Source organism: Marinobacter sp. SS8-8 (genome assembly GCF_030540945.1).
GTDB lineage: Bacteria > Pseudomonadota > Gammaproteobacteria > Pseudomonadales > Oleiphilaceae > Marinobacter.
Genome location: NZ_JASSVN010000005.1, coordinates 169,847 through 193,298, shown reverse-complemented (window position 1 = coordinate 193,298; position 23,452 = coordinate 169,847). Strand labels below are relative to the sequence as shown.

Annotated in this window: 22 protein-coding genes; 14 read left to right on the top strand and 8 right to left on the bottom strand. The window is 57.8% G+C overall.

The features are described 5' to 3' along the window. Positions 1 to 5 precede the first annotated feature (5 nt). Both QPL96_RS07605 and QPL96_RS07600 read right to left on the bottom strand, forming a co-directional pair. Positions 6 to 1,292 (bottom strand): DEAD/DEAH box helicase, encoded by a 1,287-nt coding sequence (locus QPL96_RS07605; protein WP_303286773.1) that lies wholly within the window; start codon positions 1,290 to 1,292, stop codon positions 6 to 8. Positions 1,293 to 1,298: 6 nt separating this feature from the next. Next, positions 1,299 to 1,880, bottom strand: coding sequence for an elongation factor P hydroxylase (locus QPL96_RS07600; protein ID WP_303286771.1), 582 nt, complete (start codon positions 1,878 to 1,880; stop codon positions 1,299 to 1,301). A gap of 155 nt (positions 1,881 to 2,035) precedes the next feature. On the opposite strand from QPL96_RS07600, the gene dsbD reads away from it, so the two are divergent. Then, entirely contained in the window at positions 2,036 to 3,934 is a 1,899-nt protein-coding gene (gene dsbD / locus QPL96_RS07595; RefSeq protein ID WP_303286770.1) for a protein-disulfide reductase DsbD, read from the top strand. A gap of 38 nt (positions 3,935 to 3,972) precedes the next feature. Here dsbD and tusA read toward each other — a convergent pair whose 3' ends face one another. Continuing rightward, positions 3,973 to 4,212: a sulfurtransferase TusA gene (gene tusA / locus QPL96_RS07590; RefSeq protein ID WP_303286768.1), complete on the bottom strand. Its 240-nt coding sequence runs from the start codon at positions 4,210 to 4,212 to the stop codon at positions 3,973 to 3,975. Between the two features lie 86 nt (positions 4,213 to 4,298). On the opposite strand from tusA, the gene QPL96_RS07585 reads away from it, so the two are divergent. The 11 genes from QPL96_RS07585 to QPL96_RS07535 all read left to right on the top strand — a co-directional run bounded on the left by QPL96_RS07585 (position 4,299) and on the right by QPL96_RS07535 (position 15,809). Then, positions 4,299 to 4,589, top strand: coding sequence for an antibiotic biosynthesis monooxygenase (locus tag QPL96_RS07585; protein WP_303286767.1), 291 nt, complete (start codon positions 4,299 to 4,301; stop codon positions 4,587 to 4,589). A 353-nt stretch (positions 4,590 to 4,942) separates the two neighbouring features. Beyond that, complete coding sequence (locus QPL96_RS07580) at positions 4,943 to 6,781, top strand: diguanylate cyclase (RefSeq protein ID WP_303286765.1); 1,839 nt, start codon at positions 4,943 to 4,945, stop codon at positions 6,779 to 6,781. Between the two features lie 336 nt (positions 6,782 to 7,117). After that, positions 7,118 to 8,548, top strand: coding sequence for a cytochrome-c oxidase, cbb3-type subunit I (gene ccoN / locus QPL96_RS07575; RefSeq protein WP_303286763.1), 1,431 nt, complete (start codon positions 7,118 to 7,120; stop codon positions 8,546 to 8,548). A gap of 15 nt (positions 8,549 to 8,563) precedes the next feature. Continuing rightward, positions 8,564 to 9,172 (top strand): cytochrome-c oxidase, cbb3-type subunit II, encoded by a 609-nt coding sequence (ccoO, locus tag QPL96_RS07570; RefSeq protein WP_303286762.1) that lies wholly within the window; start codon positions 8,564 to 8,566, stop codon positions 9,170 to 9,172. 4 nt (positions 9,173 to 9,176) lie between these two features. Further along, positions 9,177 to 9,362: a cbb3-type cytochrome c oxidase subunit 3 gene (locus tag QPL96_RS07565; RefSeq protein WP_303286760.1), complete on the top strand. Its 186-nt coding sequence runs from the start codon at positions 9,177 to 9,179 to the stop codon at positions 9,360 to 9,362. Next, positions 9,359 to 10,249, top strand: a complete 891-nt coding sequence (ccoP, locus tag QPL96_RS07560; protein WP_303286758.1) for a cytochrome-c oxidase, cbb3-type subunit III — start codon at positions 9,359 to 9,361, stop codon at positions 10,247 to 10,249. Before QPL96_RS07565 ends, ccoP begins: the two co-directional genes overlap by 4 nt. Positions 10,250 to 10,379: 130 nt before the next feature. Beyond that, the gene (ccoG, locus tag QPL96_RS07555) at positions 10,380 to 11,810 is read left to right on the top strand and encodes a cytochrome c oxidase accessory protein CcoG (RefSeq protein WP_303286756.1); all 1,431 of its coding nucleotides are present in this window, start codon (positions 10,380 to 10,382) and stop codon (positions 11,808 to 11,810) included. A 47-nt stretch (positions 11,811 to 11,857) separates the two neighbouring features. After that, complete coding sequence (locus tag QPL96_RS07550) at positions 11,858 to 12,373, top strand: FixH family protein (protein WP_303286754.1); 516 nt, start codon at positions 11,858 to 11,860, stop codon at positions 12,371 to 12,373. Further along, positions 12,370 to 14,817 carry a heavy metal translocating P-type ATPase gene (locus QPL96_RS07545; protein ID WP_303286752.1) on the top strand — a complete coding sequence of 816 codons (2,448 nt, stop codon included), beginning with the start codon at positions 12,370 to 12,372 and terminating at the stop codon, positions 14,815 to 14,817. The genes QPL96_RS07550 and QPL96_RS07545 overlap by 4 nt, the downstream gene beginning before the upstream one ends. Before the next feature lie 50 nt (positions 14,818 to 14,867). Continuing rightward, positions 14,868 to 15,098 carry a cbb3-type cytochrome oxidase assembly protein CcoS gene (gene ccoS / locus QPL96_RS07540; RefSeq protein WP_303286832.1) on the top strand — a complete coding sequence of 77 codons (231 nt, stop codon included), beginning with the start codon at positions 14,868 to 14,870 and terminating at the stop codon, positions 15,096 to 15,098. A gap of 12 nt (positions 15,099 to 15,110) precedes the next feature. Further along, positions 15,111 to 15,809, top strand: a complete 699-nt coding sequence (locus tag QPL96_RS07535; RefSeq protein ID WP_303286750.1) for a sulfite exporter TauE/SafE family protein — start codon at positions 15,111 to 15,113, stop codon at positions 15,807 to 15,809. Here QPL96_RS07535 and ttcA read toward each other — a convergent pair. Then, positions 15,806 to 16,720, bottom strand: coding sequence for a tRNA 2-thiocytidine(32) synthetase TtcA (gene ttcA / locus QPL96_RS07530; RefSeq protein ID WP_303286748.1), 915 nt, complete (start codon positions 16,718 to 16,720; stop codon positions 15,806 to 15,808). The two genes, QPL96_RS07535 and ttcA, sit on opposite strands and share 4 nt — an antisense overlap. 54 nt (positions 16,721 to 16,774) lie before the next feature. On the opposite strand from ttcA, the gene QPL96_RS07525 reads away from it, so the two are divergent. Further along, on the top strand, positions 16,775 to 17,548 hold the full coding sequence (locus QPL96_RS07525; protein ID WP_303286746.1) for a DNA-J related domain-containing protein: 774 nt from the start codon (positions 16,775 to 16,777) through the stop codon (positions 17,546 to 17,548). Positions 17,549 to 17,594: 46 nt separating this feature from the next. Beyond that, positions 17,595 to 18,626, top strand: a complete 1,032-nt coding sequence (locus tag QPL96_RS07520) for a polysaccharide deacetylase family protein (protein ID WP_303286744.1) — start codon at positions 17,595 to 17,597, stop codon at positions 18,624 to 18,626. A gap of 4 nt (positions 18,627 to 18,630) precedes the next feature. On the opposite strand, the gene QPL96_RS07515 is transcribed toward QPL96_RS07520, so the two are convergent. Genes QPL96_RS07515 through QPL96_RS07500 form a run of 4 tightly spaced genes read right to left on the bottom strand, consistent with a single transcriptional unit; the run spans position 18,631 to position 23,266 of the window. Beyond that, positions 18,631 to 19,704, bottom strand: coding sequence for a MalM family protein (locus QPL96_RS07515; RefSeq protein WP_303286742.1), 1,074 nt, complete (start codon positions 19,702 to 19,704; stop codon positions 18,631 to 18,633). A 33-nt stretch (positions 19,705 to 19,737) separates the two neighbouring features. Then, positions 19,738 to 21,363 (bottom strand): OmpP1/FadL family transporter, encoded by a 1,626-nt coding sequence (locus QPL96_RS07510; protein WP_303286740.1) that lies wholly within the window; start codon positions 21,361 to 21,363, stop codon positions 19,738 to 19,740. Positions 21,364 to 21,401: 38 nt separating this feature from the next. Continuing rightward, a complete protein-coding gene (locus tag QPL96_RS07505) occupies positions 21,402 to 22,412 on the bottom strand; it encodes a transporter (RefSeq protein ID WP_303286738.1) in 1,011 nt (336 codons plus the stop codon). A gap of 53 nt (positions 22,413 to 22,465) precedes the next feature. Continuing rightward, positions 22,466 to 23,266, bottom strand: coding sequence for a C39 family peptidase (locus tag QPL96_RS07500; RefSeq protein ID WP_303286737.1), 801 nt, complete (start codon positions 23,264 to 23,266; stop codon positions 22,466 to 22,468). Positions 23,267 to 23,452: the final 186 nt, after the last annotated feature.

Sequence of the window (23,452 nt, the reverse complement as noted above, 5' to 3'; positions counted from 1 at the left end):
GCCTGTCATTTCCTGCGCTGACGCTGATTGCGACCGCCCTGACCACCGCGGCCACCCTGCCCCTGAGGGCGGCGACCACGCTTGCGGGTAATCGGCGGGTTGTCCATGGCCGCCATGAGCGCTTCATCAGGCACCGCAGTTTTCAGCTTCTGGCTGATGTAAGCCTCGATGGCTGGCAGTGAGAAAGAGTCATTTTCACCGGCAAAACTGATGGAAACCCCATGCTTGCCAGCCCTGCCGGTTCGGCCAATGCGATGAACATAGTCCTCGGCATTGTCCGGAAGATTGTAGTTGAAAACATGGGTGACACCGTTCACATGAATACCACGGCCAGCAACGTCGGTGGCAACCAGCACCTGAATACTGCCCTTCTTGAACTGATCGAGGGTTTTCAGACGTTTGTTCTGGGCAATTTCACCAGACATCAAGGCCACTTTCACGCCCTGATTCCTGAGATCTTCTTCCAGGTCGCGGCACTGGTCACGCCGGTTGGCAAACACCAGGGCTTTTTCCACTTCCGGGCGCCTGAGGAAATTCACCAACACCGGAAGCTTTTCGTCATCGCCCAACAGGTAAACGGTCTGCTCTACCCGCTCGGCCGTTTTCTGCTCGGGCTCGATTTCCACGAACTCGGCATTACTGGTCCACATAGACGCAAGATTCAGAACATCCTGATTGAAGGTGGCACTGAACAGAAGCGTCTGGCGATCATCCTTGGGCGTGCACTTGCGGATAATCCGCTTTACATCCGGAATAAACCCCATATCGAGCATGCGGTCGGCTTCATCCAGGATCAGGATATCGATCTGATCGAGGAACACGTCCTGGGAGCCGAGGAAGTCAATGAGGCGACCGGGGGTGGCAACGAGAATATCGACAATCTCGTTCTGCAACTGATCCCGCTGTTTGTCATAGTTCATGCCGCCCACCACCGTGACTACGTTGTGGCCGGTGTGCTGGCACAGCTGCTCAGCATCCCTGGCAATCTGCATGGCCAGCTCGCGAGTTGGCGCCAGGGCAAGGACCCGGGGCTCTGAGGCGCACCGGTCCGATTCGGGAATCGGCGTTTCCAGAAGGCTCTGGATAGCCGTGATCAGGAAGGCTGCTGTCTTACCGGTACCCGTCTGGGCCTGGCCGATCAGATCTTCACAGGCCAGTGTCCAGGGCAGCGTTTCCGCCTGAATCGGGGTACAAAATTCAAAACCAATGGCCGTAATCGCATCCAGCAAACGCTTGTCGAGGTTCAGATCACTGAATCTCAGGTCGCCGGTGTGTTTTGGGTCAGATGTCATAGAGTCTCAGTTTTCCTGCAAATGTCCTGATTCAGAAGGTAACGGAGCAATGCGCCGGGCATCTTCACGCCAGCGCTCCCCGAGGATTTCTCCGGTTCCATAAAATGTCGCCAGCGCGCTAAAAAAAGCCTGTGCACGGGCCGGCAGCCCGCGTTCCAGGAACTCGCCCGCCTGCGCCCACACACTCCGGCGGAAACGCTCTTCATTGGCGGCTCCGCCTCCGGAAAGGTTGTCCACGCTAACGTGGAAGCGGGATCCTGAGGCCAGGGAAAACAACCATTCGATGGCCTGGGGTTTCACTTCCACCTGCTCGAATGCCTGTTGTTGCTGCGGTGTACGGCCATCCGGACAGTACCAGTAACCATAATCATGAAGCGTGCGCCGGTACTCACCAGCAATACACCAGTGGCTTATCTCATGCAAAGCACTGGCATAATAACCGCGAGCAAAGACAACCCGTGCCGGCCGGTCCGGCCCGCTCTCCGGTATGTATTCAGGTTCATCACTGCCTCTGACCAGCTCGGTCCGGTATGCTTCCCGGAACAGGTCATTAAACAGCACGATAAGATCATCTGGACTGTGGTGCATTGGCTGGCTATTGTGCGACTTTACCGCCGTCAATACCAGAGGGAACTTTGACGGGGGGCGGGTGTCCACTGCGGGCGTGGCAAACCGGGCGCCAGTGGCAATCGCACTGCGACAGTCCGGCAGAATCAGACACTAACCGGGAACTTCTACGATCAATGACGGCCTTCTGTGCAGTAATGAAGATGAAACGCCAATGGGCGAACCCACTGAATCTGATCCTGGCACTCGCCCTGCTCCTGTCAACAGCCAACCCGGCCTGGGCGCTGGGCAGCGGCGGGAGTTCCCTGTTCGGTGGTCACGGCAATGAATTTCTCCCGGTAGACGAAGCCCTGCCATTCAGCTTCGCAACCGACAATGACAGCGTGGTGCTGTCCTGGGACATCACCCCGGGCCACTATCTATACCGTGAAAGGATCAGTATCGAGGCCGCGGACCCGGGCGTCGGCATTGGCAACCCGGTATACTCCAGGCCCGGCACGGACATTGAAGACGAATTTTTTGGAAAATCCACTGTATTCTTTGATCCGGTGGAAGCCCGGGTTCCGGTCACGCTGCCCGAAGGTGTTCGGGAAGCCCAACTGCAGGTGACTTACCAGGGTTGCGCAAAGGCCGGCTTGTGTTACCCGCCCCAGACCCGGGACGTGTTGTTCTACCAGGGTAACCGCGATGCCGGGTCCCCGAGTGCCTCCACGGAAGGCGCCGACGGCGCCGAAAACCAGGGGTCCGTGAACACCGAGACGGCGACGGGCCTTGCCGGCTTCCTCGCCGGGCATTCCACCCTGGTGATTGCCGCCGTCTTCCTGCTCCTTGGCCTGGGGCTGACGTTTACGCCCTGTGTTCTGCCCATGGTACCGATTATTTCAACGCTGGTTTCCGGCAGAAATACCCCTTCCACCGGCCATGCCCTGCTCCTTGCAGGCAGCTATGTACTGGGCATGGCGTTGACCTACGCCGCAGCGGGGGTGCTGACCGGTTTGCTCGGCGCCAGCTTCAACCTGCAGTCGCAACTGCAATCGCCCTGGGTGTTGAGCCTGTTCGCCCTGATGTTCGTGATATTTGCGCTCTCCATGTTCGATCTGTTCGAGATTCAGTTGCCCCGGTTTATCCGCGACCCCCTCAACGATGCCAGCCATCGCCTTACGGGCAGCCGGGTGGTCAGCATATTCGGCATCGGCGCGCTGTCGGCATTGATCGTTTCCCCGTGCGTGTCGGCCCCGCTGGCCGGCAGCCTCCTTTACATCTCTACCACCCAGGACGCCGTCATCGGAGGTATCGCCCTCTTCGCGCTTGGCCTCGGGATGGGAATTCCACTGATCCTGGTTGCCGTTGGCGGTCGAAAAGTGCTGCCAACCACCGGACACTGGATGACGGCGGTAAAACACGTCTATGGCGTTATGTTGCTGGCAGTGGCGATCTGGCTGGTTGAACGCCTGGTGCCGGGCTGGCTGGCGTTGACTCTCTGGGGACTGCTGATTGCCATCACCGGTGTTCAGATCGGGGCGTTTGATGCGGCAAAGGCAGGCTGGGAACGCACGTGCAAGGGTCTCGGCCTCGTCCTGTTTGCCTATGGCCTGGCCCTGCTTGCCGGCGCGGCCAGCGGCGCCAACGACCCGTTCAGACCACTGGCACCCTTTACCACGGCAAGCGCATCCGCCGGATACGGTGGCACAGCCAGTGCGCAGCACGCGGAATTTCGGCGGGTGGAACAGCCTGCAGAAATAAGGGCCATGCTCAGACAAGCCCGGGAGCGGGAGCGTCCGGTGGTACTGGACTTCTACGCCGACTGGTGCATTTCCTGCAAGGTCATGGAGCGCAACGTCTTCAGCCAGCCGGACGTCATTCAGGCGCTCGCCCCCTACACGCTGCTGCAGATCGACATAACGGACAACACGCCCGAGCAGCAGGCCATGCTTGACGAACTGGGCCTGTTCGGACCACCGGCTATTCTGTTCTACCGCAGCAACGGCGAGGAGTTGCCCCAACGGAGGGTGCTGGGTGAGATGAACCGCAACCAGTTCCTGAGCCACCTCCGGAAGCTGCGCCCGGAAGTCTGAAGGCGCGCTTTGTTGGCCTCTCGCTTTACTAGCCCCTCTTATGCGCCCCTGCGTATCAGGTAGATGAACAGATCGTCGGACTCCGCCTGACCGACCAATTCATGCCCCAGGAACTGGCAGAATCTTGGAATGTCCCGTGTAGTGGAGGGGTCCGTGGCAACGACCCGCAAGACGCCACCCGGTTCCACATCGTTTATGCGATTGTGTAACATCATCACCGGTTCCGGGCAGAAAAGACCACGGGCGTCCAGTTCAGCGTCATACTCAGATGCATTCAAATCCTATCTCCTGTCATTTCAGCTGATTTTTTGGAAATACCTGCTAAATTATTGTTTATAACAGTTAAAGCACGTGGAGGTTTGCGATGATCCGGGTTCTGATTGAACGTCACATTGCTGAAACACTGGAATCAGCCTACGAAGAGCGCTCTCGCATGGTCTTGCGGCAGGCGGTCAGCGCCCCCGGCTTCATATCGGGAGAAACGCTGATCGACAGTCACGACCCCAATCACCGTATTACCCTGGCAAACTGGCAATCCGAGGCAGACTGGGAACGCTGGTTTCACTCCGAGGAACGCCGTAACCTCATGCTTGAATTAATTCCCATGATGGACCATGAAGAACACATCACTGTTCTGGAGCAGAGCGCCTTTTAACCTGTCCGCTCAATAAAACAGATGACTTCCTCACGACCAAGGTAGAGATGGCGGGCATTCAAACGAAAACCGATAACCGCCTCCCTGAGGAGCCCGTTTACCAGAATATCACGGCAGAGCGACCACCGGTCACCGCGCTTCTTCACCGGCAGCTGAGCCTGTCATTTCACGGCCGGCGTCGGATTCGAGCCCGGGCCGGCGCAAGCCAGAACCGAAACAACAGGAGAATCTGCTCCATGCAATACCGGAAAGATGCGAACGGAAAGCCAACCTGCAAAAGTTGAATCTGTTTAACAGCACTGGTTGTCTTCTCTGACTACACTTTCTGCTCAGATATCCGCGGGAAGTACCGAATGTCGCTGATTTTGCGCCTGCTTGCCATCCTGAGCCTTTCGCTGCTCCCCGCCCTGGCAATGGCCGATGACGGCTCGCTCAGGACCGGGTGCCCGACGCTTGAGGCAACGGACAGCGCAGCACGCAATGCGCTGATGCAGTACATCTGCTTCTACAGTGCGCCGCCCGGCGAACCGGCCCATCGTGCGTCCAGGCCCGGGCAGCTTCCGGAAAACCTTGCATGGACACCGGCACTTGGCCGGGACCTGGTCTTCAGTGCCACGAAATCGGTGTACTGGGTTCACCTGCATATCCGGAACTCCGGGGCGGAGCGCAGCCTGTGGTACCTGAAGCTCAGCTACCCACTGCTCGACGAGATCACCTTCTGGCAGACGGGGAAGGGTACTACAGAGTCCATCGTAACCGGGGATCGGCACCCGTTTTCTTCTCGCGGCATAGATTACCGGTATTTTCTGCTGCCCGTCACACTGGATGCCGGCGAAACCCGCTCGATAACCCTCAGGATTCACAGCAGCGGAGCACTGAATGTTCCGCTGAGCCTGGAAACCCCGGCGGAAGTGATTGCCGGAAGCAACCACCTGACGCTGACCCAGGGACTATTCTACGGGGCGTTACTGGTGCTTGCCGTATTCAATCTGCTGCTTTTCTTCAGCTCTGGAACGGCTTACTACTTTTACAACGCCTTTTATATGACCGCCCTCGGGCTGTTTCTGTTTGCCATGGGCGGATTTGCCAACCAGTATTTCTGGCCCAACACTACTGGCTTTGCCAACATGTCCATTCCCCTGTCACTGGCCCTTTCCGCGCTGGCCATGACACTTTTTGGCCGTTCATTCCTGGAAGTCTCCAAGGGCACCACCTCGGAAACCGCGCTGAAAACCCTGGCCTGGTCCTGCGTCGGATTTCTTGCGCTGACGCTGTTTTTGCCGTACAGCAAAACCATTGTGCTGAACACCGTGCTGGCACTGGCCGTCATTTCAAGCCTCTTTGTCATCGCTGTTGTTCGCTGGAAACAGGGCTATCAGCCGGCCCTGTGGTACCTGCTGGCCTGGTTGGTGATGCTGATTGGCGGCCTGATCTATGCACTGGCGGCGTTCGGCTATCTGACCGACTTCCTGGCCCGGGAAGCGCTGATGCAGTTTGCGATGGGTGGACAGGTCATTCTGCTGAACTATGCCATGGTGCAACGGTGGCGGCTGCTCAACCAGAAGTTGCTGGAAGTGGAGCATAACGCACGCACCGAGCTTGAGTTCAAAGTGCATGAGCGTACCGCACAACTGAGGAGCATCATGCGGGAGCTTGAAAAGGCCAATCGCCAGCTGTCAACGCTGAGCACGAACGATGCCCTGACCGGCCTGCACAACCGAAGGCACCTGGATAACATTTTCCCTGAATTGTGTGCCGAGGCGCGCCGCACCGGCCAGACACTGACCCTGGCACTGGTGGATGCCGATCATTTCAAAACAATCAACGACACCTGGGGCCACAGCTTTGGAGATGCCTGCCTTCGGTTTATCGCCGAAATGCTGACCAGGCATGTGAAACGCCCGCGGGATATTGCTATCCGGTTTGGCGGCGAGGAGTTCGCGCTCCTGCTGCCCGGAACAGACGCGGCCGGAGCTCGAAAAGTCTGCGAGACATTGCTCGCGGACATCGCCAATACACCACTGACATCACCCGATGGAACCGAGGTCAGGATCACCCTGAGCGCGGGCATTGCCTCCCTGAGTGCCGGCGAAAGCCAGAATCAGCTTTTCGAGCGGGCGGATGAAGCCCTTTACGCCGCAAAAAAAGAAGGCCGCAACCGCGTGCTGTTTTCCGAAGGAACCGAAGCCTGAAATAAAGGCCCCTGAAGCAACCGAACTGGCGCAGCCCCCGGGAATTCAGGCACCCATCCATAAATAGCCACGCTTTGCGGGCGATTCCCCCAACCTTTGATCTTAATCAACGTCACAGAATTCACCTCCGCTGTCTGAGGGTCTATCATTGCAAACCAGGCAACACACATTCCGGGCGTTGAACAACTCCAATAACGGCATGAGAAAGGAAGCCATGTTGCTGATTTCGGCGCAGTTGACGGATGTCAGGAGTTGACCTGAGTCATTGCAAACAGCTAGTGGTTTCTCCATACTTGCGCCCGCATATTTCCCCACTTTAAACCCATTGGTAAGGCTATGAGCACAGTAAATGCAAACCTGACATACAACTACAAGGTGGTGAGACAATTCGCCATCATGACAGTGGTATGGGGTATTGTAGGTATGGCCCTGGGTGTGCTGATTGCAGCACAGCTGGTCTGGCCGTCCCTCAACCTCGACCTGCCTTTTACCCACTTCGGTCGTCTCCGGCCACTGCATACCAACGCCGTCATCTTCGGCTTTGGTGGAAGTGCCCTGTTCGCCACCGCCTATTATGTAGTGCAGCGTACGTGTCAGGCCCGTCTGTTTTCAGATGGGCTGGCAGCGTTCACCTTCTGGGGCTGGCAGGCGATCATCGTTTCGGCAGCCATCACCCTGCCGCTTGGCCTTACCACTTCCAAGGAATACGCCGAACTGGAATGGCCCATCGATATTGCCATCGCGGTTGTCTGGGTCAGTTACGCCCTGGTGTTCTTCGGAACCATCATGAAGCGCAGCACCCCGCACATCTACGTGGCCAACTGGTTCTACGGCGCGTTTATCATCACGGTTGCTGTCTTGCATATTGGCAACAACATGGCGCTGCCCGCCAGTGCTTTCAAGTCCTACTCTGCCTATGCCGGTGTCACCGACGCCATGATGCAGTGGTGGTATGGTCACAACGCCGTGGGCTTCTTCCTGACCGCCGGCTTCCTGGGCATGATGTACTACTTCGTCCCCAAGCAGGCCAATCGTCCGGTATACTCCTACCGCCTGTCCATCGTTCACTTCTGGGCACTGATTGCGACCTATGTCTGGGCCGGTGGTCACCACCTGCACTACTCCGCCCTGCCGGACTGGGCACAAACCGCGGGTATGATTATGTCCCTGATCCTGCTTGCGCCTTCGTGGGGCGGCATGATCAACGGCATGATGACCCTGTCAGGTGCCTGGCACAAACTGCGCACCGACCCGATCCTGCGTTTCCTGGTGGTTTCCCTATCCTTTTACGGCATGTCTACGTTTGAAGGCCCGATGATGTCCATCAAGACGGTGAACGCGCTTTCTCACAATACAGACTGGACCATCGGCCATGTTCACTCCGGTGCCCTGGGCTGGGTTGCCATGATCAGTATCGGTGCGGTTTACCACCTCATTCCCAAGCTCTGGGGTGTCCGGGCCATGTACAGCACAAGCCTGATCAACGCCCATTTCTGGCTCGCGACAGTAGGCACCGTGCTTTACATCGTCGCCATGTGGGTTAACGGCATCATGCAGGGCCTGATGTGGCGGGCAGTTAACCAGGACGGCACGCTGACCTACAGTTTCGTTGAATCTCTCGAAGCCTCGTACCCGGGCTACTTTGTCCGCTTCCTCGGTGGCGTTATCTTCCTGGCCGGCATGCTTGTTATGGCTTACAACGTCTACATGACCGTGCGCCAGAAAGACGCGGTTGCGCAGGACAATGCGGCAGCACAGCCTGCGTAACGGGAGAGAGATCAGATGAAACACGAAATTGTTGAAAAAAATATTGGCTTGATGATCGTACTGATTGTCCTGACCATCAGCGGTGGCTTTCTTGCCGAAGTAGTCCCACTGTTCTTCCTGAAGAGCGTAAATGAGCCGGTGGAGGGCCTTGAGCCCCTGTCCGCGCTTGAACTGGAAGGCCGGGATATCTATATCCGTGAAGGCTGCCACGTGTGCCATACCCAGCAGATCCGCCCGTTCCGTGCGGAAACCGAGCGGTATGGCCATTATTCCGTCGCGGGCGAGTTCGTTTATGATCGCCCGTTCCTGTGGGGTTCCAAGCGTACCGGCCCGGATCTCGCCCGCGTAGGTGATCGTTATTCCGACGCCTGGCAACGCCAGCATCTGTACGATCCGCGCAGTGTGGTACCCGAATCGAATATGCCAGCGTTCCCGTGGCTGTTTGAGGACCAGGTAGACCATACCAAGACCGCCGCGAAGCTGGAGACCCTCCGGACCCTAGGCGTGCCCTACACCGACGAGCAGATTGCCAACGCATCCGCCCAGGTTGAAGGCAAATTTGAAATTGAGGCTCTGGTCGCCTACCTGCAACAGCTGGGTACAGTGATTTCAGAAAAACGGTGAACCCATGGATATTAATGAGTTACGCGGCATTCACACTCTTCTGGTAATGGCGGTTTTCTTTGCAATCGTCTGGTGGGCCTACAGTGCCCACCGCAAGAAAGCCAATGAGGAGGCAGCCCACCTGCCCTTCGACGATGACGACGTGGAAAAGCGTACGCTCGAACAGGAAAAAACGGAGAACAGACAATGAGTACCTTCTGGAGCATCTGGATCAGTGTGATCGTGCTCGGTACCGTTTTCGGCTGCTGGTGGCTGCTTTGGGCAACCCGTAAAAGCCAGACGACCGATAGCGAAACCGACCGTACTATGGGCCATTCCTTCGATGGCATTGAGGAATACGATAATCCCCTGCCCAAGTGGTGGTTCTATCTGTTCCTCGCTACCTGTATTTTCGCGCTCGGCTACCTTGCCCTGTACCCTGGTCTTGGTAACTGGAAAGGCCTTCTGGGCTGGACCTCCACGAATCAGTGGGAAGCCGAAGTTGCCGCAGCTGAAGACAAGTACGGCGAGATTTATGCCCAGTTTGGCCAGACGCCGGTTCCGCAGCTGGCGGAAAACAGCGATGCCATGAAAATCGGCCAGCGCCTGTTTGCCAACAACTGCTCGGTCTGCCATGGCTCTGCAGCCCGCGGCCAGGTTGGTTTCCCCAATCTGACTGACGATGACTGGCTCTATGGCGGAACGCCGGACGCCATCCTGGCAACCCTGTACAATGGCCGCATGGGTAACATGCCTGCCAAAGGCACCATGCCCAGCATGACCAACGAGCAGGTTGACCAGGTGGTTAATTATGTTCTGAGCTTCAGTGGCCGGGAACAGGATGCCGAGGCTGCAAAGGCTGGCGAACAGGTCTTTGCTCAGGCCTGCGTGGCCTGTCACGGTGCCGACGGCAAGGGCAACCAAGCCATGGGCGCCCCCAACCTGACAGACAACACCTGGCTCTACGGCTCTAACTATGACTGGGTCAAAGAAACTGTCATGAACGGTCGCCAAAACCAGATGCCAGCCCAAAGCGGTCGGCTTTCGCAGGACCAGATTCAGATTCTGGCAGCCTACGTTTACAGCCTGTCTAACTGAGTCACCCGGTCGGGGTCTTGTGCCCCGGCCTGGTCTTTTCAAGCCTGCGCCCGCAGGGCGGGCGCAGGCTTGAAAAGACCAGCAGCCCAAGGGCCTGTTGCCTTGCATTACCGTTTTTCTGGAGGTAACCATGAGCAGTAAGATTCCGGTCAAACAGGTTGACCCATCCTCTGATCCCTCCGGCGAAAACAATAAATCCGGAACCGTCGAACTCTACGCCAGCCGCAAGAAGATCTACGTCAAGGAAGTTAAAGGCTTCTTCCAGCGAATCCGAAATGTCAGCCTGACCATGCTGATGGGTGTATATTTTTTGCTTGTCTGGGTTACGCTTGACGGGCAACCACTGATTTATTTCGATCTGCCAGCCCGCGAATTTCACCTCTTCGGCGTTACTTTCTTTCCCAAGGACTTCATTCTTCTTTCGGGCACGCTGATTATCGCCGCCTTTGCTCTGTTCTTCGTCACAACACTGTTCGGCCGGGTCTGGTGCGGCTATAGCTGCCCGCAAACCGTCTGGACCTTTATCTTCATGTGGGTCGAGGAACGGATCGAAGGCAGCCGCAACAAGCGCATGAAGCTGGACAAATCTCCCCGATCAGCGGGGAAATTGGCCAAAAAATCCGCCAAACACGCTGTCTGGCTGTTGATCGCCCTTGCCACCGGCCTGACCTTTGTCGGCTACTTCTACCCTATTCGCGAACTGCTGGGCGACCTTTTCACATTACAGGCAAATGGCTGGGCCTACTTCTGGGTTGGTTTTTTCACCGTTGCCACTTACCTGAATGCAGGCTGGATGCGGGAGCAGGTTTGCCTCTACATGTGCCCATATGCCCGCTTCCAGTCGGTAATGTTTGACCCCGACACCCGTGTCGTTTCATACGACCCGAACCGGGGCGAGCCAAGGGGTGGGCGCAAGAAGGGCGTTGATCCTGCGGAAGTCGGCCTGGGTGATTGCATTGACTGCGGCCAGTGCGTGCAGGTCTGCCCCACAGGCATTGATATCCGGGACGGGCTGCAATACGAATGCATCGGTTGCGCATTGTGTATTGATGCCTGCGACGAAATCATGGACAAGATGAATTACCCGCGGGGACTGATTCGCTATACCACAGAGAACGAACTGGAAGGCAAGGCGTCAAAGCTCATGAGGCCCCGCACCTTTGGTTATGGCGCGGTGCTGTCATTGATGATCGCGGCGATTATCTTCACGATTGCAACCCGGGTTCCGGCGCAACTGGATGTACTGCGTGACCGCGGTGCCCTCTATAGCTTTAACGGCGAAGGCCGGATTGAAAACTCCTACACGCTGAAAATTGTGAACATGTCCGAGGTGCCCCAGACCTTCTCCCTGTCCGTGACCGGCATGGAAGATATCCGGATTCTTACCGAAGCCAAAGTCACAGTGGAAAGCGGGGAAAACCGGTCAGTGCCTACGGTTGTTGATGTGCCGCCGGAATCCATCATCGAATCAAATAGCGAAATCCTGTTCAGGGCTCAATCGGAGACAGAGACTTCTCTGAACCTTGAAACTGAAAGCCGGTTTGTTGGTCCAACGCGCTGATCCTGCATTTCGCGACGATTTCAATTTTTGAAACAGGACATTGATTTATGACTACTGAAACACAAACAGGCCCCTGGTATCGTCAACCCTGGCTCTGGTTCCTGGTTATGTTCCCCGCGGCGTCAATCGTCTATTGCGCCATCGCGATTACGGTTTCCCTGAGCATGGATAATTCGTTGGTGACGGACGACTGGTCCAAGCAAGGCCGCGGTATCAATATGTCCATCGCACGGGACGAGAAGGCTGCCAACCTTGGCATGGAAGCCCGGATTGATTTCAACAAACGGAACGTTACCATTAACCTGAATACCGTTGATGGCCCTGCGGATTTTCCGTATCTCGTCCTTAACCTGTTTCATCCCACCCTGTCGGACCAGGATCGTACCGTTCAGTTCAGGGAGATTGCCCCGGGCAGGTTCGCCGGCCAGCTTCATGAAGACATTGAAGGCCGCTGGTACTATGATCTTCGGGGGCCCGCCAATGACTGGCGCCTGAAGGGCGAAACCCGGTTACCCTCGGAAGGCGGAATAACGGTCAAAGCAGCGGAGTATGCCCGAGGTTGACCTCCCTGGATTGCTTTCATTGCGGCGAGCCAGCCGACGGAGAGCCGCCCATCACCCTTGAACTCGATGGTACAGCCCGCTATTTCTGCTGCCAGGGCTGCAAGGCGGTTTGCCAGACCATCCACAATGAGGGGCTCACCGGGTTCTACAAACTCCGGACAGAGACTGCGGTTACCCCCAGACAGCTGACTCCGGCAGAGGTGAGCCGCCTGAGGGAAATGGACCATCCACTGGTCCAGGCATCGTTTGTTGCTCCCATCCAGGGCGCCCAGGAAGCCCAGTTACTGATCGGCGGCATTACCTGCGCTGCCTGCATCTGGCTACTGGAGAACCACCTGAAAAAGCTGCCGGGCGTAGTGTCCTTCTCGGTCAACCACACCACTCAGCGGGCAAGACTGGTTTGGTCCCAGAATCAGGCGCCACTGAGCGACCTGCTGATTGCCATCCACGAACTGGGATACACCGCACGCCCCTACCAGGCAGACGAAGCGGAACAGGTCCTCAAGGACGAACACCGGTCCATGCTGATCCGGCTTGCGATTGCCGGCATTGGCTCCTTCCAGAGCATGATGCTGGCATTTCCTCTGTATTTTGAGCTGGTAAGCGACCTGTCACCGGAGTTTGTCAGTTTCTTCCGCTGGTTCAGCCTTCTGGTGGCCACGCCCGTGGTTTTCTATAGCGCCGCCCCGTTTTTCCGCAATGCCCGCCGGGATATCCAGAGCCGGCATCTGACCATGGATGTGCCGGTCGCTATCGCCATCGGACTTGCCTACCTCGCCAGCGCCTGGGTGACCGTGCTCGGTGGCGAAGAGGTGTACTTCGAGTCCTTGTCCATGTTCACCTTTTTCCTGCTCCTGGGGCGCTATATTGAGGTTCAGGCGCGTTATCGCGCCGGGCTGACCGGCAATGCTCTTGCCGGCTTCCAGCCCACCGTTGCGACGCTGGTGACGGATAATGATTCACAGATTGTGCCCGCCCACCAGGTAAAACCGGGCGATACGATCCGCGTGCGGCCGGGAGAAACCCTGCCCATTGATGGCGAGATTGTCCGGGGCCAGTCAACCCTCAACGAGGCAGCCCTGACCGGCGAGTATCTGCCGGAGACCCGGTTCCCCGGTGACCTGGTCCATGCCGGCAGTGTCAACGGTGAAAATCCCCTGGATATCCGGGTGGTGAAAGCCGGCTCCCAGACCCGCCTCTCCGGCATCCTGAGGATTCTCGACCGGGTGCAGTCAGAGAAACCCCCGGTAGCGAGGATGGCCGACAGAATGGCAGGCAAGTTCGTTGGCCGGGTGCTGATCCTTGCGCCTGTCGTCTGGATTGGCTGGTGGCTGGCCGGGGCCGATAATGCGTTCGACATTACCCTCTCAGTCCTGGTCGTTACCTGTCCCTGCGCATTGTCGCTTGCAACACCCACAGCCATCACCTCGGCAACAGTCAGGCTCCGCCGCCTTGGTTTCCTGCCAACCCGGGGACATACCCTGGAATCAATGAACACCGTTGATACCGTGGTTTTTGATAAAACCGGGACACTGACCCGGGGTGAGCTGAGCCTGGTGGAAACCGCGATTGTCGGCAGCATGGACGAACAAACCTGCCTCAGGCTCGCTGCCGGGCTGGAAAAATACTCCGAACACCCGATTGCCAGGGTTTTCCATAAACGAACCGCAGCCGTGATCGAACACGTGGAGAACCACCTTGGCGGAGGGCTTTCCGGAAAGCTGGAGGATCTCGCACTTTTTATTGGCCACCGGGAATTCGTAGCACAGCATACCGGGGCGCCATCCCCGGATACCGGGCAGCACCAGGGTATGGAAATCTGGCTGGCCTCCGATAAGGAGTGGCTGGCCTGTTTCAGGCTGGACGATCAACTCCGTGACGATGCCCGTCCAGCCATCAGGGCTTTGCAGGATGAAGGCATCCGCACACTGCTCCTGAGCGGCGACCGCTCTGGCCATGTCGATCAGATTGCCGCCCTTCTGGGGATTGATGAAGCCATCGGCCAGGCCTCCCCGGAAGATAAACTCGCAGTGCTTGAAAAGCTGAGGGCCGAGGGGCGACAGATCATGATGGTGGGTGACGGTTTGAACGACCTGCCCTCCATGGCCGGAGCCGGCATTTCGGTTGCGATGGGCACCGCAGCAGACCTGACCCAATTGAAAGCCGATGCAGTGCTGCTCAACGGTCAGCTATCACAACTGATTGAAGCCCTGAGAACCAGCCACCAGACTCGCAAGGTTATCCGCCAGAATCTGTGGTGGGCCCTTGGCTACAACATATTCGCGCTGCCACTGGCCGCGGCTGGCATGGTGCCACCCTGGCTGGCCGCGATCGGCATGTCGCTCAGCTCACTGGTTGTTGTCCTTAACGCCCTGAGACTTGGCAAAGCACCTGGCGCGGGGCATCCGGACAATCCCCCGGTTGGCGTCCGGACGCTGGCCTGATAACGTGCCCCTATACTCTTTTCCGCGAGGTTTAACCCGTGCAAATCGTAATGTTCCTGGTTCCGGTAATGCTGATACTGGTGACGCTGGGGATCGTGCTCTTCTCATGGGCCGTCAAAAACGGCCAGTACGACGACCTTGAAGGTCCCGCTCACCGGATACTCTACGATGATGACAAGGACATGATCCCAGACGACGCGCGGACCGACAAGCCGGCGGACAAAAAAGCCACCGGGCAGACCAATCGGGGCCGGCGCAAAGACCAAATCGGGAGAGGATGAGCCGAAACAAGGATGAACCCGGAACTCTACCTCAGCTATCCAAGCGCTTTCCTGATTGGCCTGCTCGGCAGCACTCACTGCCTGGGAATGTGCGGAGGCATCAGCGCCTCACTTTCCATGGCCTTGCCCGTTGGCAGGGGCTTCCGGCTTCGCCAGTCGGTCATGCTGCTTGCCTTCAATTCTGGTCGCATCGGCAGTTACGTGGTGATCGCAACCCTGATTGCACTGGCCAGTACCTCCGCCGCCAGCCAGTGGGAACTGGCCGGCCTGGTCCTGCGGACCCTGGCGGGGTTATTGCTGATTTTCATGGGTCTGTCCATGGGCCAGTGGTGGCAGGGAATCCGGCATATCGAGCGCCTCGGAGCACCGATCTGGAGCCGACTGTCTCCCCTGACCCGACATTTCCTGCCGGTAAACCACGGCGGACAGGCGCTTGCCCTGGGGGCACTCTGGGGCTGGCTGCCCTGCGGGCTGGTCTACAGCACTCTCGGATGGGCTGCAATGCAGCCGACAGTGGGCTCGGCGGCACTGACCATGCTGTTCTTCGGGCTCGGTACCCTACCCTCCATGCTGGCCACCGGCTTCGCGGCCAACTGGATCCGGGGTTTACAGAAGCACCCGCTGTTCCGGAAGCTAACCGGTGGCCTGCTCATCCTGTTCGGGCTCTGGACCCTGCCCTTGCTAAACCTGGCCGGGCACTGGCAACACTAGATGTTCAGCACATCCAGGCGGCCAAAGCCGCTTGCCTCGTACGGCTCCGCGGTTTGCACCGCCTGGCGCTTGCCGCCCAGCCGCTTGCCTTCCCGGAAATCGTACAGGCTGGTATCCGCCAGGTGCGAAGGTTCAACGTTGCACATGGCGCGAAACATGGTTTCAAGGCGCCCGGGGTGCTGCCTGTCCCAGCTCTGGAACATGTCCTTGATCACCTGGCGCTGGAGGTTTTGCTGGGATCCGCAGAGGTTGCAGGGGATGATCGGAAACGCCCTGAGGGCGGCATAGCGGGCGATGTCCTTCTCACGGCTGAACGCCAGCGGCCGGATGACCGTATTGCGGCCATCGTCGCTATGCAGCACCGGCGGCATGGACTTCAGTTTGCCGCCATGGAACATGTTCAGGAACAGGGTTTCCAGAAGGTCGTCCCGGTGGTGACCCAGTGCAATCTTGGTAACGCCCTGCTTCTCCGCGAAATTATAGAGAATTCCGCGACGTAGCCGGCTACACAGACCGCAGGTGGTCTTCCCTTCCGGCACTTTTTCCTTAACAATACCGTAGGTGTCCTTCTCGATGATGTGATACTCGATACCCATGGACTCAAGGTATTCGGGCAGCACCTCTTCCGGAAACCCGGGCTGCTTCTGGTCAAGATTGACAGCAATCAGCTCAAACGAAACCGGCGCACTCTTCTGCAGGTTAAGCAGAATCTCCAGCATGGTGTAAGAGTCTTTACCGCCGCTGAGACAACACATGACTTTGTCACCGGCCTCAATCATCGAGAAATCGGCAATCGCCTGCCCGACTTCGCGGCGCAGGCGTTTCTGCAGTTTGTTCAGCTCGAGTTTCTGGCGGCGTTCGCGCTCTGGGTTGAGAGACTGTTCGGAACTGGCGATCATTGCTTCGGACATACCAACTACGTTCATAAGGCCGTTCATAAGGCAAGTGGACGTGGAATTATACGCGTGACATGGATTCAGGGACAGGTTACCGACATGGATATATTGCCATCGCGCAAACGCGAAGACGTCGAGAGCAAAACCACGAAACCACAAAACCGTACCATTGGATCCATGACAGACAGCCATTCCCGGACCAACACCTCACACCCTAAAGCGGTGGACCCAGAGGCCTGCCTGGAGCAGCAGATTCAGCACCTGCTGGTGGCTGTCGAGCACGAACTCAGGACGGCACCGGCAGGAATGGATGAATTATCGCTGATCAAGGTGCTTCAGAAACCGCCCTGGGAACTGCTCGGAGACGTCGTTTTCAGCGAACCGGAAAAGCTCTACCCGGTCCACTTTCTGTTGTTCCATGTGCTCTACCGGCTGCGGGACCAGCTATTCGAAACCGGCGAGAGCCTGCGTATTTCGCCCCTGGGCATCCGGATCGAAACGCAGGCAGTGGTCAGTGGCGAGGGGAGTCCGGACCGTGTCGACACACTTCGCCAGTTCTACCTGGACCTTTCCCAATACCAACTGCCGGAGGAAGCGATTCAACGGATGATGGATGACTTCCGGTCAGGTGCCCCTGGCCCGGCACCGGCGCAGTCAGAAACGAGGAAGGCGGCCAAAGTGCTGGGGTTCAATGCCGTTCCGGCGGATTTTCGAGCCGTCAAGCAGCGCTTTCGCCGGGCGGTCATGCACGCACACCCGGACCGCGGCGGCAACACCGAAACCATTCAGTATCTCAATCAGGCCTTTGCCGTACTGAAAGCCCACTTTCGTCACAGCACCTGACCGGCCCCACGGAACCGGCCCGGGCACCGCAGACCCAGGAGACTCTATGCCGCTCAAAGTATTCCTGAAACCCTCAGTGGTCGTTGCTCTGATGGCAGCAGCCGTTTCAGCGCAGGCTGACCTTGTTGTACTGCAGTACCACCATGTCAGTGATTCGACGCCGCCCGCCACCAGCACGTCCGCGTCCCTGTTCGAGGGCCAACTGGAGATGATCTCCGACCTGGAACTTGAGGTTGTGGGTCTGCTGGAGGGCACCAGGCAAACACTGTCCGGCTCCGACGGGAAAGGCAACCGCATCGCCATTAGCTTCGATGACGCCTACGACTCAGTCTATGAGACGGCGGCGCCCCTGCTGGCCGACAAAGCCTACCCCTACACGATTTTTGTCAACACCGACGCCGTAGGCCGCAACGGCTATATGACCTGGGACCAGATAAAGGAACTGGCCGAACGTCCGGGTGTGACGATAGCCAATCACAGCGCCGACCATGGCCACCTGGCGCGGAAGCCGGGGGAAGCCGAAAGCGACTGGCAAGCACGGATTGACAACAGTCTTGATTCAGCCCAGGAAACCCTCGCCCGGGAACTTAACTCCCCGGCACCCATGTTCGCTTACCCCTACGGGGAATTTGACAAAGCACTCGAACGTGAAGTCGCCGAGCGCGGCTGGTACGGATTCGGCCAGCAATCCGGCGCCATCGGCCCGAAAACCGCGGAAACCCGGTTGCCCCGCTTTCCCATGGCCAACGCCTACGGTCAGTTGGGGAGCCTTGAAGACAAGCTTCGCAGCAAGGCTTTCCCTATCGATACCGGCGAGCTGCCGGACGGCGTGATCTCTGAAAACCCACCGACCCTGCGTTTCCCGCTGGTTGAACCGATTGATGCGGGCCAACTGACATGCTTCGCCTCCGGTAAAGGGCGTATCGACTTTGACGTAATTGACGGCAAAGTGAAGGTGCAGGCACCCGGCACCTTCAACAGCCGGCGATTCCGATACAACTGCACCCATCCCGCAGGCGATGGCAGCTACTACTGGCTGTCGCAGCAGTGGCTGGACCTGGGCAGACCGGAGGACTGAGGCTTCAGTCCTCCACCTGCATCACGGCAATTTCCCCCTGCCTGACGTGGGGGATTTTCTTCGGCCCAGCCCGGGTTTCGATAACGGTCTGGCCCCTCAGGTCTTCATCGCGGGTGAATACAACCATCCACCGCTCTCCCCGAACCGGAAATGCGGGTATCCAGGCTTCCAGGTAACCACGGCGGCGCCAGTTCTCCGGCTGGAAATCCATCACCAGGTCCGTCACTATCCGGATAGGCGCCATCTGCTGGTCAAGAAACACCAGGGATGGGACAAAAACGCCGTTTCGGGCGTAGGAGCGTAGCCGCATGACAAGGCTGCCAACCTTGTCCGCCTCTGGAAGTGCCACCAGCAGATAGGGGCTGGTACCGGTCAGGAAGGAGTGAACGTTCGAACTTTCCGAGATTGTCACGCCGAACTCCCGGCCCGATTGCCAGCTCTCGCGATTCCGGATATCCAGGGACTCACAGCAGGTGGCCGAAAAGCGGGCGAGAAAATCACCGGCAGCAGGTTCGATACCAAGTATGGCGAATGCATCCGGATCATAACCGGGCGCCGGCCCGGATGCCGCCTGGCCATTGCCGGCAAGGTAGACGCTGGCTTCGGTAATCCTGACAGGCGGCTCTACCAGGCCTTTCTGGCGATCCGTGCGGGTATCGGGCCGGTAATAGCTGACCCTGACATTACCCTCCGCGTCCCGCCATGTGAAGTAGGGTTGCGGTTGGCCAGGGCGAATATAGCCGTCCTTTTCAAGCTGTTCCGCGTCCGGGTAGTTCTCCAGGGTGTATTCGGTTTCTTCTCCGCGCGCCGCTTGCTCGCCTGTTCGGGGTTGCTGGGAATTAAAAGCGAACCCACCGCCGGGCTCACCGGATTCGCCGGCGACGACCTCCTCGCTGCTCTCACCCGCGCCTGGCCCCGCAGCTCCGACAATCGGTGAGTACCGAACCCTGCCCTGCTCATCAACCCAGGTAAAATAGCCCTCCCGCTCGGAGACGACAGAGCCGCCAACCTGGCAGCCTGTCAGTGCTGTGGCAAACAGCAGGTACAGTGCGAATTTCAGATAAGCGCCATCGGTCACTGGAAACAATTACCCTGTGGTTCTCGGCAGCACTCAGAATTTTGTCCGGAAACTGAGGCCGGCCATGACAACCCGAAGCGAGGTTTTGATATCAAGGCCTGCATAGGGGTTGTAGATAATGTTGCTGATATTGTCGCAGTTTACGTTACAACTGGCGTTTGCGGGAATCGACTCGATCGATTGAAGATAACTGAGGTTCATATCTATCTCGGTGTTCTTGTCCCACTGATACCCCATGCCAACGCTATAAAGGTTGGCTCCGCCAAACGGTGCCATGATCTGCCGCTGATCGTCCGGGATAACGGAATCCCGGATTTCCACACCGGCACGCAGGTCCAGACGGGAGGAAGCGTGAAACTCCATGCCGAAGGCCCAGTTCCACTGGCTCTTGAACCCCAGCGGCAGTCTCAGGGTATTCGGCGTGGCGTTGTCTGGGGAGAGGATCCGCGCCGCATTCAGAAACTCCAGGTTCCGGTCGAAACGAAAAACGAAAGCGTCCCACTGCTTGTAATCGGTCCAGCCAATGTCCGCGTTCAGGGTCAGCTTCGGATGCACGTCGACACTGACACCTGTCTGGAAGTGCTGTGGGTAGACCAGATCCATGCTGACATTGCCCGCCTCCTTCGGAGCACCGGAAGGCAGGCTCAGAATGGCCGAGGTAATGGCACCGAGCACCGACCCGTTGACGCTTTGCCAGAAGCCGGACCAGTCGTCGGTATACTGGATCTCGAAGGTGCCCTTCAGGTTCATTTCGGCTTCCGAGGTGTAGCTTGCCCCCCAGCTGAACCAGTCGGTCGGCTCCCACATCACACCCAGCGCGAAAGTGGGCGACAGCGTTTCCTGCACGTTGATGCTCAGGGCGCCAATATCATCCCAGGGGCCAACATTACCACCACACAGCGCAAGCCATGGCTGCAGCGGTTCCTCACCGCTTTCACAGTTGAAGGCATCCTGAAGGACTTCCGCCACGCCCAGCAACATGTTGGGCGCCCGCATGTACTGATCCGCGGCGATACCCATCTGCGACAGGTGAATACCGACACCAACCGACCACTGGTCGTTGATCTCGTAACCAACCGTTGGTGACAGATAGGTAATTCTCTGCAAGGCGGTGGCCTGGGGCTGGTACCGGCCCGGATCGTCCTTGTCCCGGTAAAAACCCGCTGCCAGCGGCATGTAAAACGCGTTGCCAAAGGTCAGTTTGGACCCGGGCGGATTGATGCTGACACCCGCCGATGGCGCAACGGCCGGCCCCGGCGGCGCCCTCAGAATGCCATAGCCCGGAATATACAGGGCCACGTTGTTGGTATGGCTGCGGGTATTGGCAACCGGGTCCCTCTGCTTGCCCGTCCGGGGATCAGTCTCCAGCCCGTCTATGCCAAAAATCTGGTAGCCTTCAGGTGCCGTGAATCCCGCATCAATATCCAGGTAGACGCTCATCAGGTTCACTTCCAGTTGGCGATCCTCCAGCTTGGTCAGGCCCGCCGGATTGTAGTGAATCGCCATGATGCCCGGAGGATCAGCGGTTACCGCGTTCCCGAGCGCCAGGGCCTTGGGATGAATGGTCAGGTTCTGCGCAAGCTGGGCCTGGGCACCACACGAGATGGTCGTGGCAATCAGAGCCGCGAGAATCCGACAATTGTGGCTTTTCTGTCCCATGAAATCCTTCCCTTCCCGTAATTTGTCAACGACACCAGTCACTCTTTGAGGCCGGAGAAGTTAATGGGCAGGGAGACCCCCAGGGAAAAGTCCGGCGCATCCTCGGTGAGACCGATGCCAAGACTGGTGTTGACTATTGTGGTATCGCTGACGCGAGTACCCAGAGACAGGCTCAGAAAACCGGTCATCTGGTCCTGGGCCACGGCCTGATCGCCATTCGAGAAACTCAGCAGGGTCTCGTCGGTGTAGCTGAGCTGAGCCGAAATACTGAGGGAGATGTCATAGGACAGTGAATAGGCGAAGCCGGCCGAACCCGACAGTCCGAACCCCGGATCCACTTCCGTCAGCAGCCGTGCTCCCCGGACTTGCTGAAGGCCTTTTACGGGCAGATTATAGGTGGCGCTCACCGAACCGAAGATCACCACCGGATCCAGCACCTTGGACAGACTCGCGCCGCCACCGACCGAATAATAGCCGCTGCCAGTGGAGAGCTGTTCGTTGATATCGATCTCGTAGGGGCTGACGCCGGTCTTGCTCGTCAGGGTTCCGAACAGGGTGGTCGACATCTTGCCAGGCACATAGGCAAAGGGCTGCCAGCGGCCGGTGAAGGAGATGTCACCGAAATCGTAAACACTCAGTTCATCCTGAGTGTCGTACTTGACCACCAGTGGAATTCGGGTACCAACCGTCAGGTTATCAAGCAGGCCGAAGTCGTAGGAAAAGGCATTGGTGAAATAGTGGGTGGCCGACGGTACTATGTCAAGGTTCCGCACCGAGCCGTTGGTAATGGCAAGGTCCAGCCGCTGGTCGGCGGTATAGGTATAGTCGAATGAGTAAAGCAGGTAGTGAGACCCCTTCTTCTGAAGGGAGTAATTCTTCTCCGCAGCCTGGAATACCTCTTCCAACTGCCGTGAAGCATCTTTGTCTCCCTCCTGTTTGGCCAGCGCCTCCCGCGCCTGATCCACACTTCCTTCATCCGCCAGGGCCATGCCCGAAAGCGGACCTGCCATGGAAACAAGGATAACGCCTCGTGCAAACCAACGATTCATCCTGACTCCCTTTCTTATTAGTAGTTTTCCTGGCGCCGGTGATCCCCGGCTAGTTAATTACGACGGTAATACAACTGCTTTCGGGTGTTCTGGACGCTGCCATCGGGATTGTTTTTCTGGCGCTCCAGCAGATTCTGGATGCGCCTCTCGGTGGATTCGTGAAACTCCGGTATCCTGTCCAGCGCCAGCAGCGTCATGGTCTGGTCGTCGACAAAGCGAAGGTCTTCCTCTTTCAGCTCCAGGTTGTCGAGGGGCTTGTCACCTCCCGGAAATACTATAAACAGCACGTTGTCGTCCCATTTCTCCTCAAACTGATCAAGGGTGAAGGAAAGATTCCCCACCGCCGGGTCTGCAAGGAAAACCCGCCCATCCCTTATGGCTCGCAGTACCACGAAGTGTTTGAAGCCGGCATGATGGATCGGAACAATTGCAGGGTGATCAAGGTCCTTGAGGTCATCAATGGTGGCCCGGAATCCGCCTGACGGATAGCCGAGGGCGGTAACGAGCCGTTTCATGTCAAGCATGGAGAATGCGCGCCGCTCAACAATCCGCTCGCTTTCGCCGTAATGGAGCAGGCCTTCCATCACCTGGCGCTCGGACAGCGTTCGCCCCAGATAGAAGTTAAGCACCGTGGTCAGCGCCGCACTGCCGCAGCTGTAATCGTAGGCCTGGCGAACAATGTTCCGGAACTTCTGCGCCACCAGCGGTTCGACCCGGACATCGGAGCGCAATTCAACAGGGCCCGAATCCACGTCCTGCTCAATAACGATGGTGCCCTTCTCAAAAGGCTCCACAACGGTCGCTTCCTGCACCAGGGTGAATGTAAGAATGGATCCGGCGAGCACCAGCAGCATGTCAGACGAAGTCCCTGTTTTTATTGGCCACGGTATTTATCGGGTTACATGTTGTTACGGTAAGATACCGAAAAGCCTGCCCCCTTAAAGATAACTGTGCCTCAAATCTGTCGCTGCAGAGGGGGCTTTCCAGAAAGGATTTGAGAACTGGTTCATGACACTGGCCGGGAGGACCCCGGGGTTTGA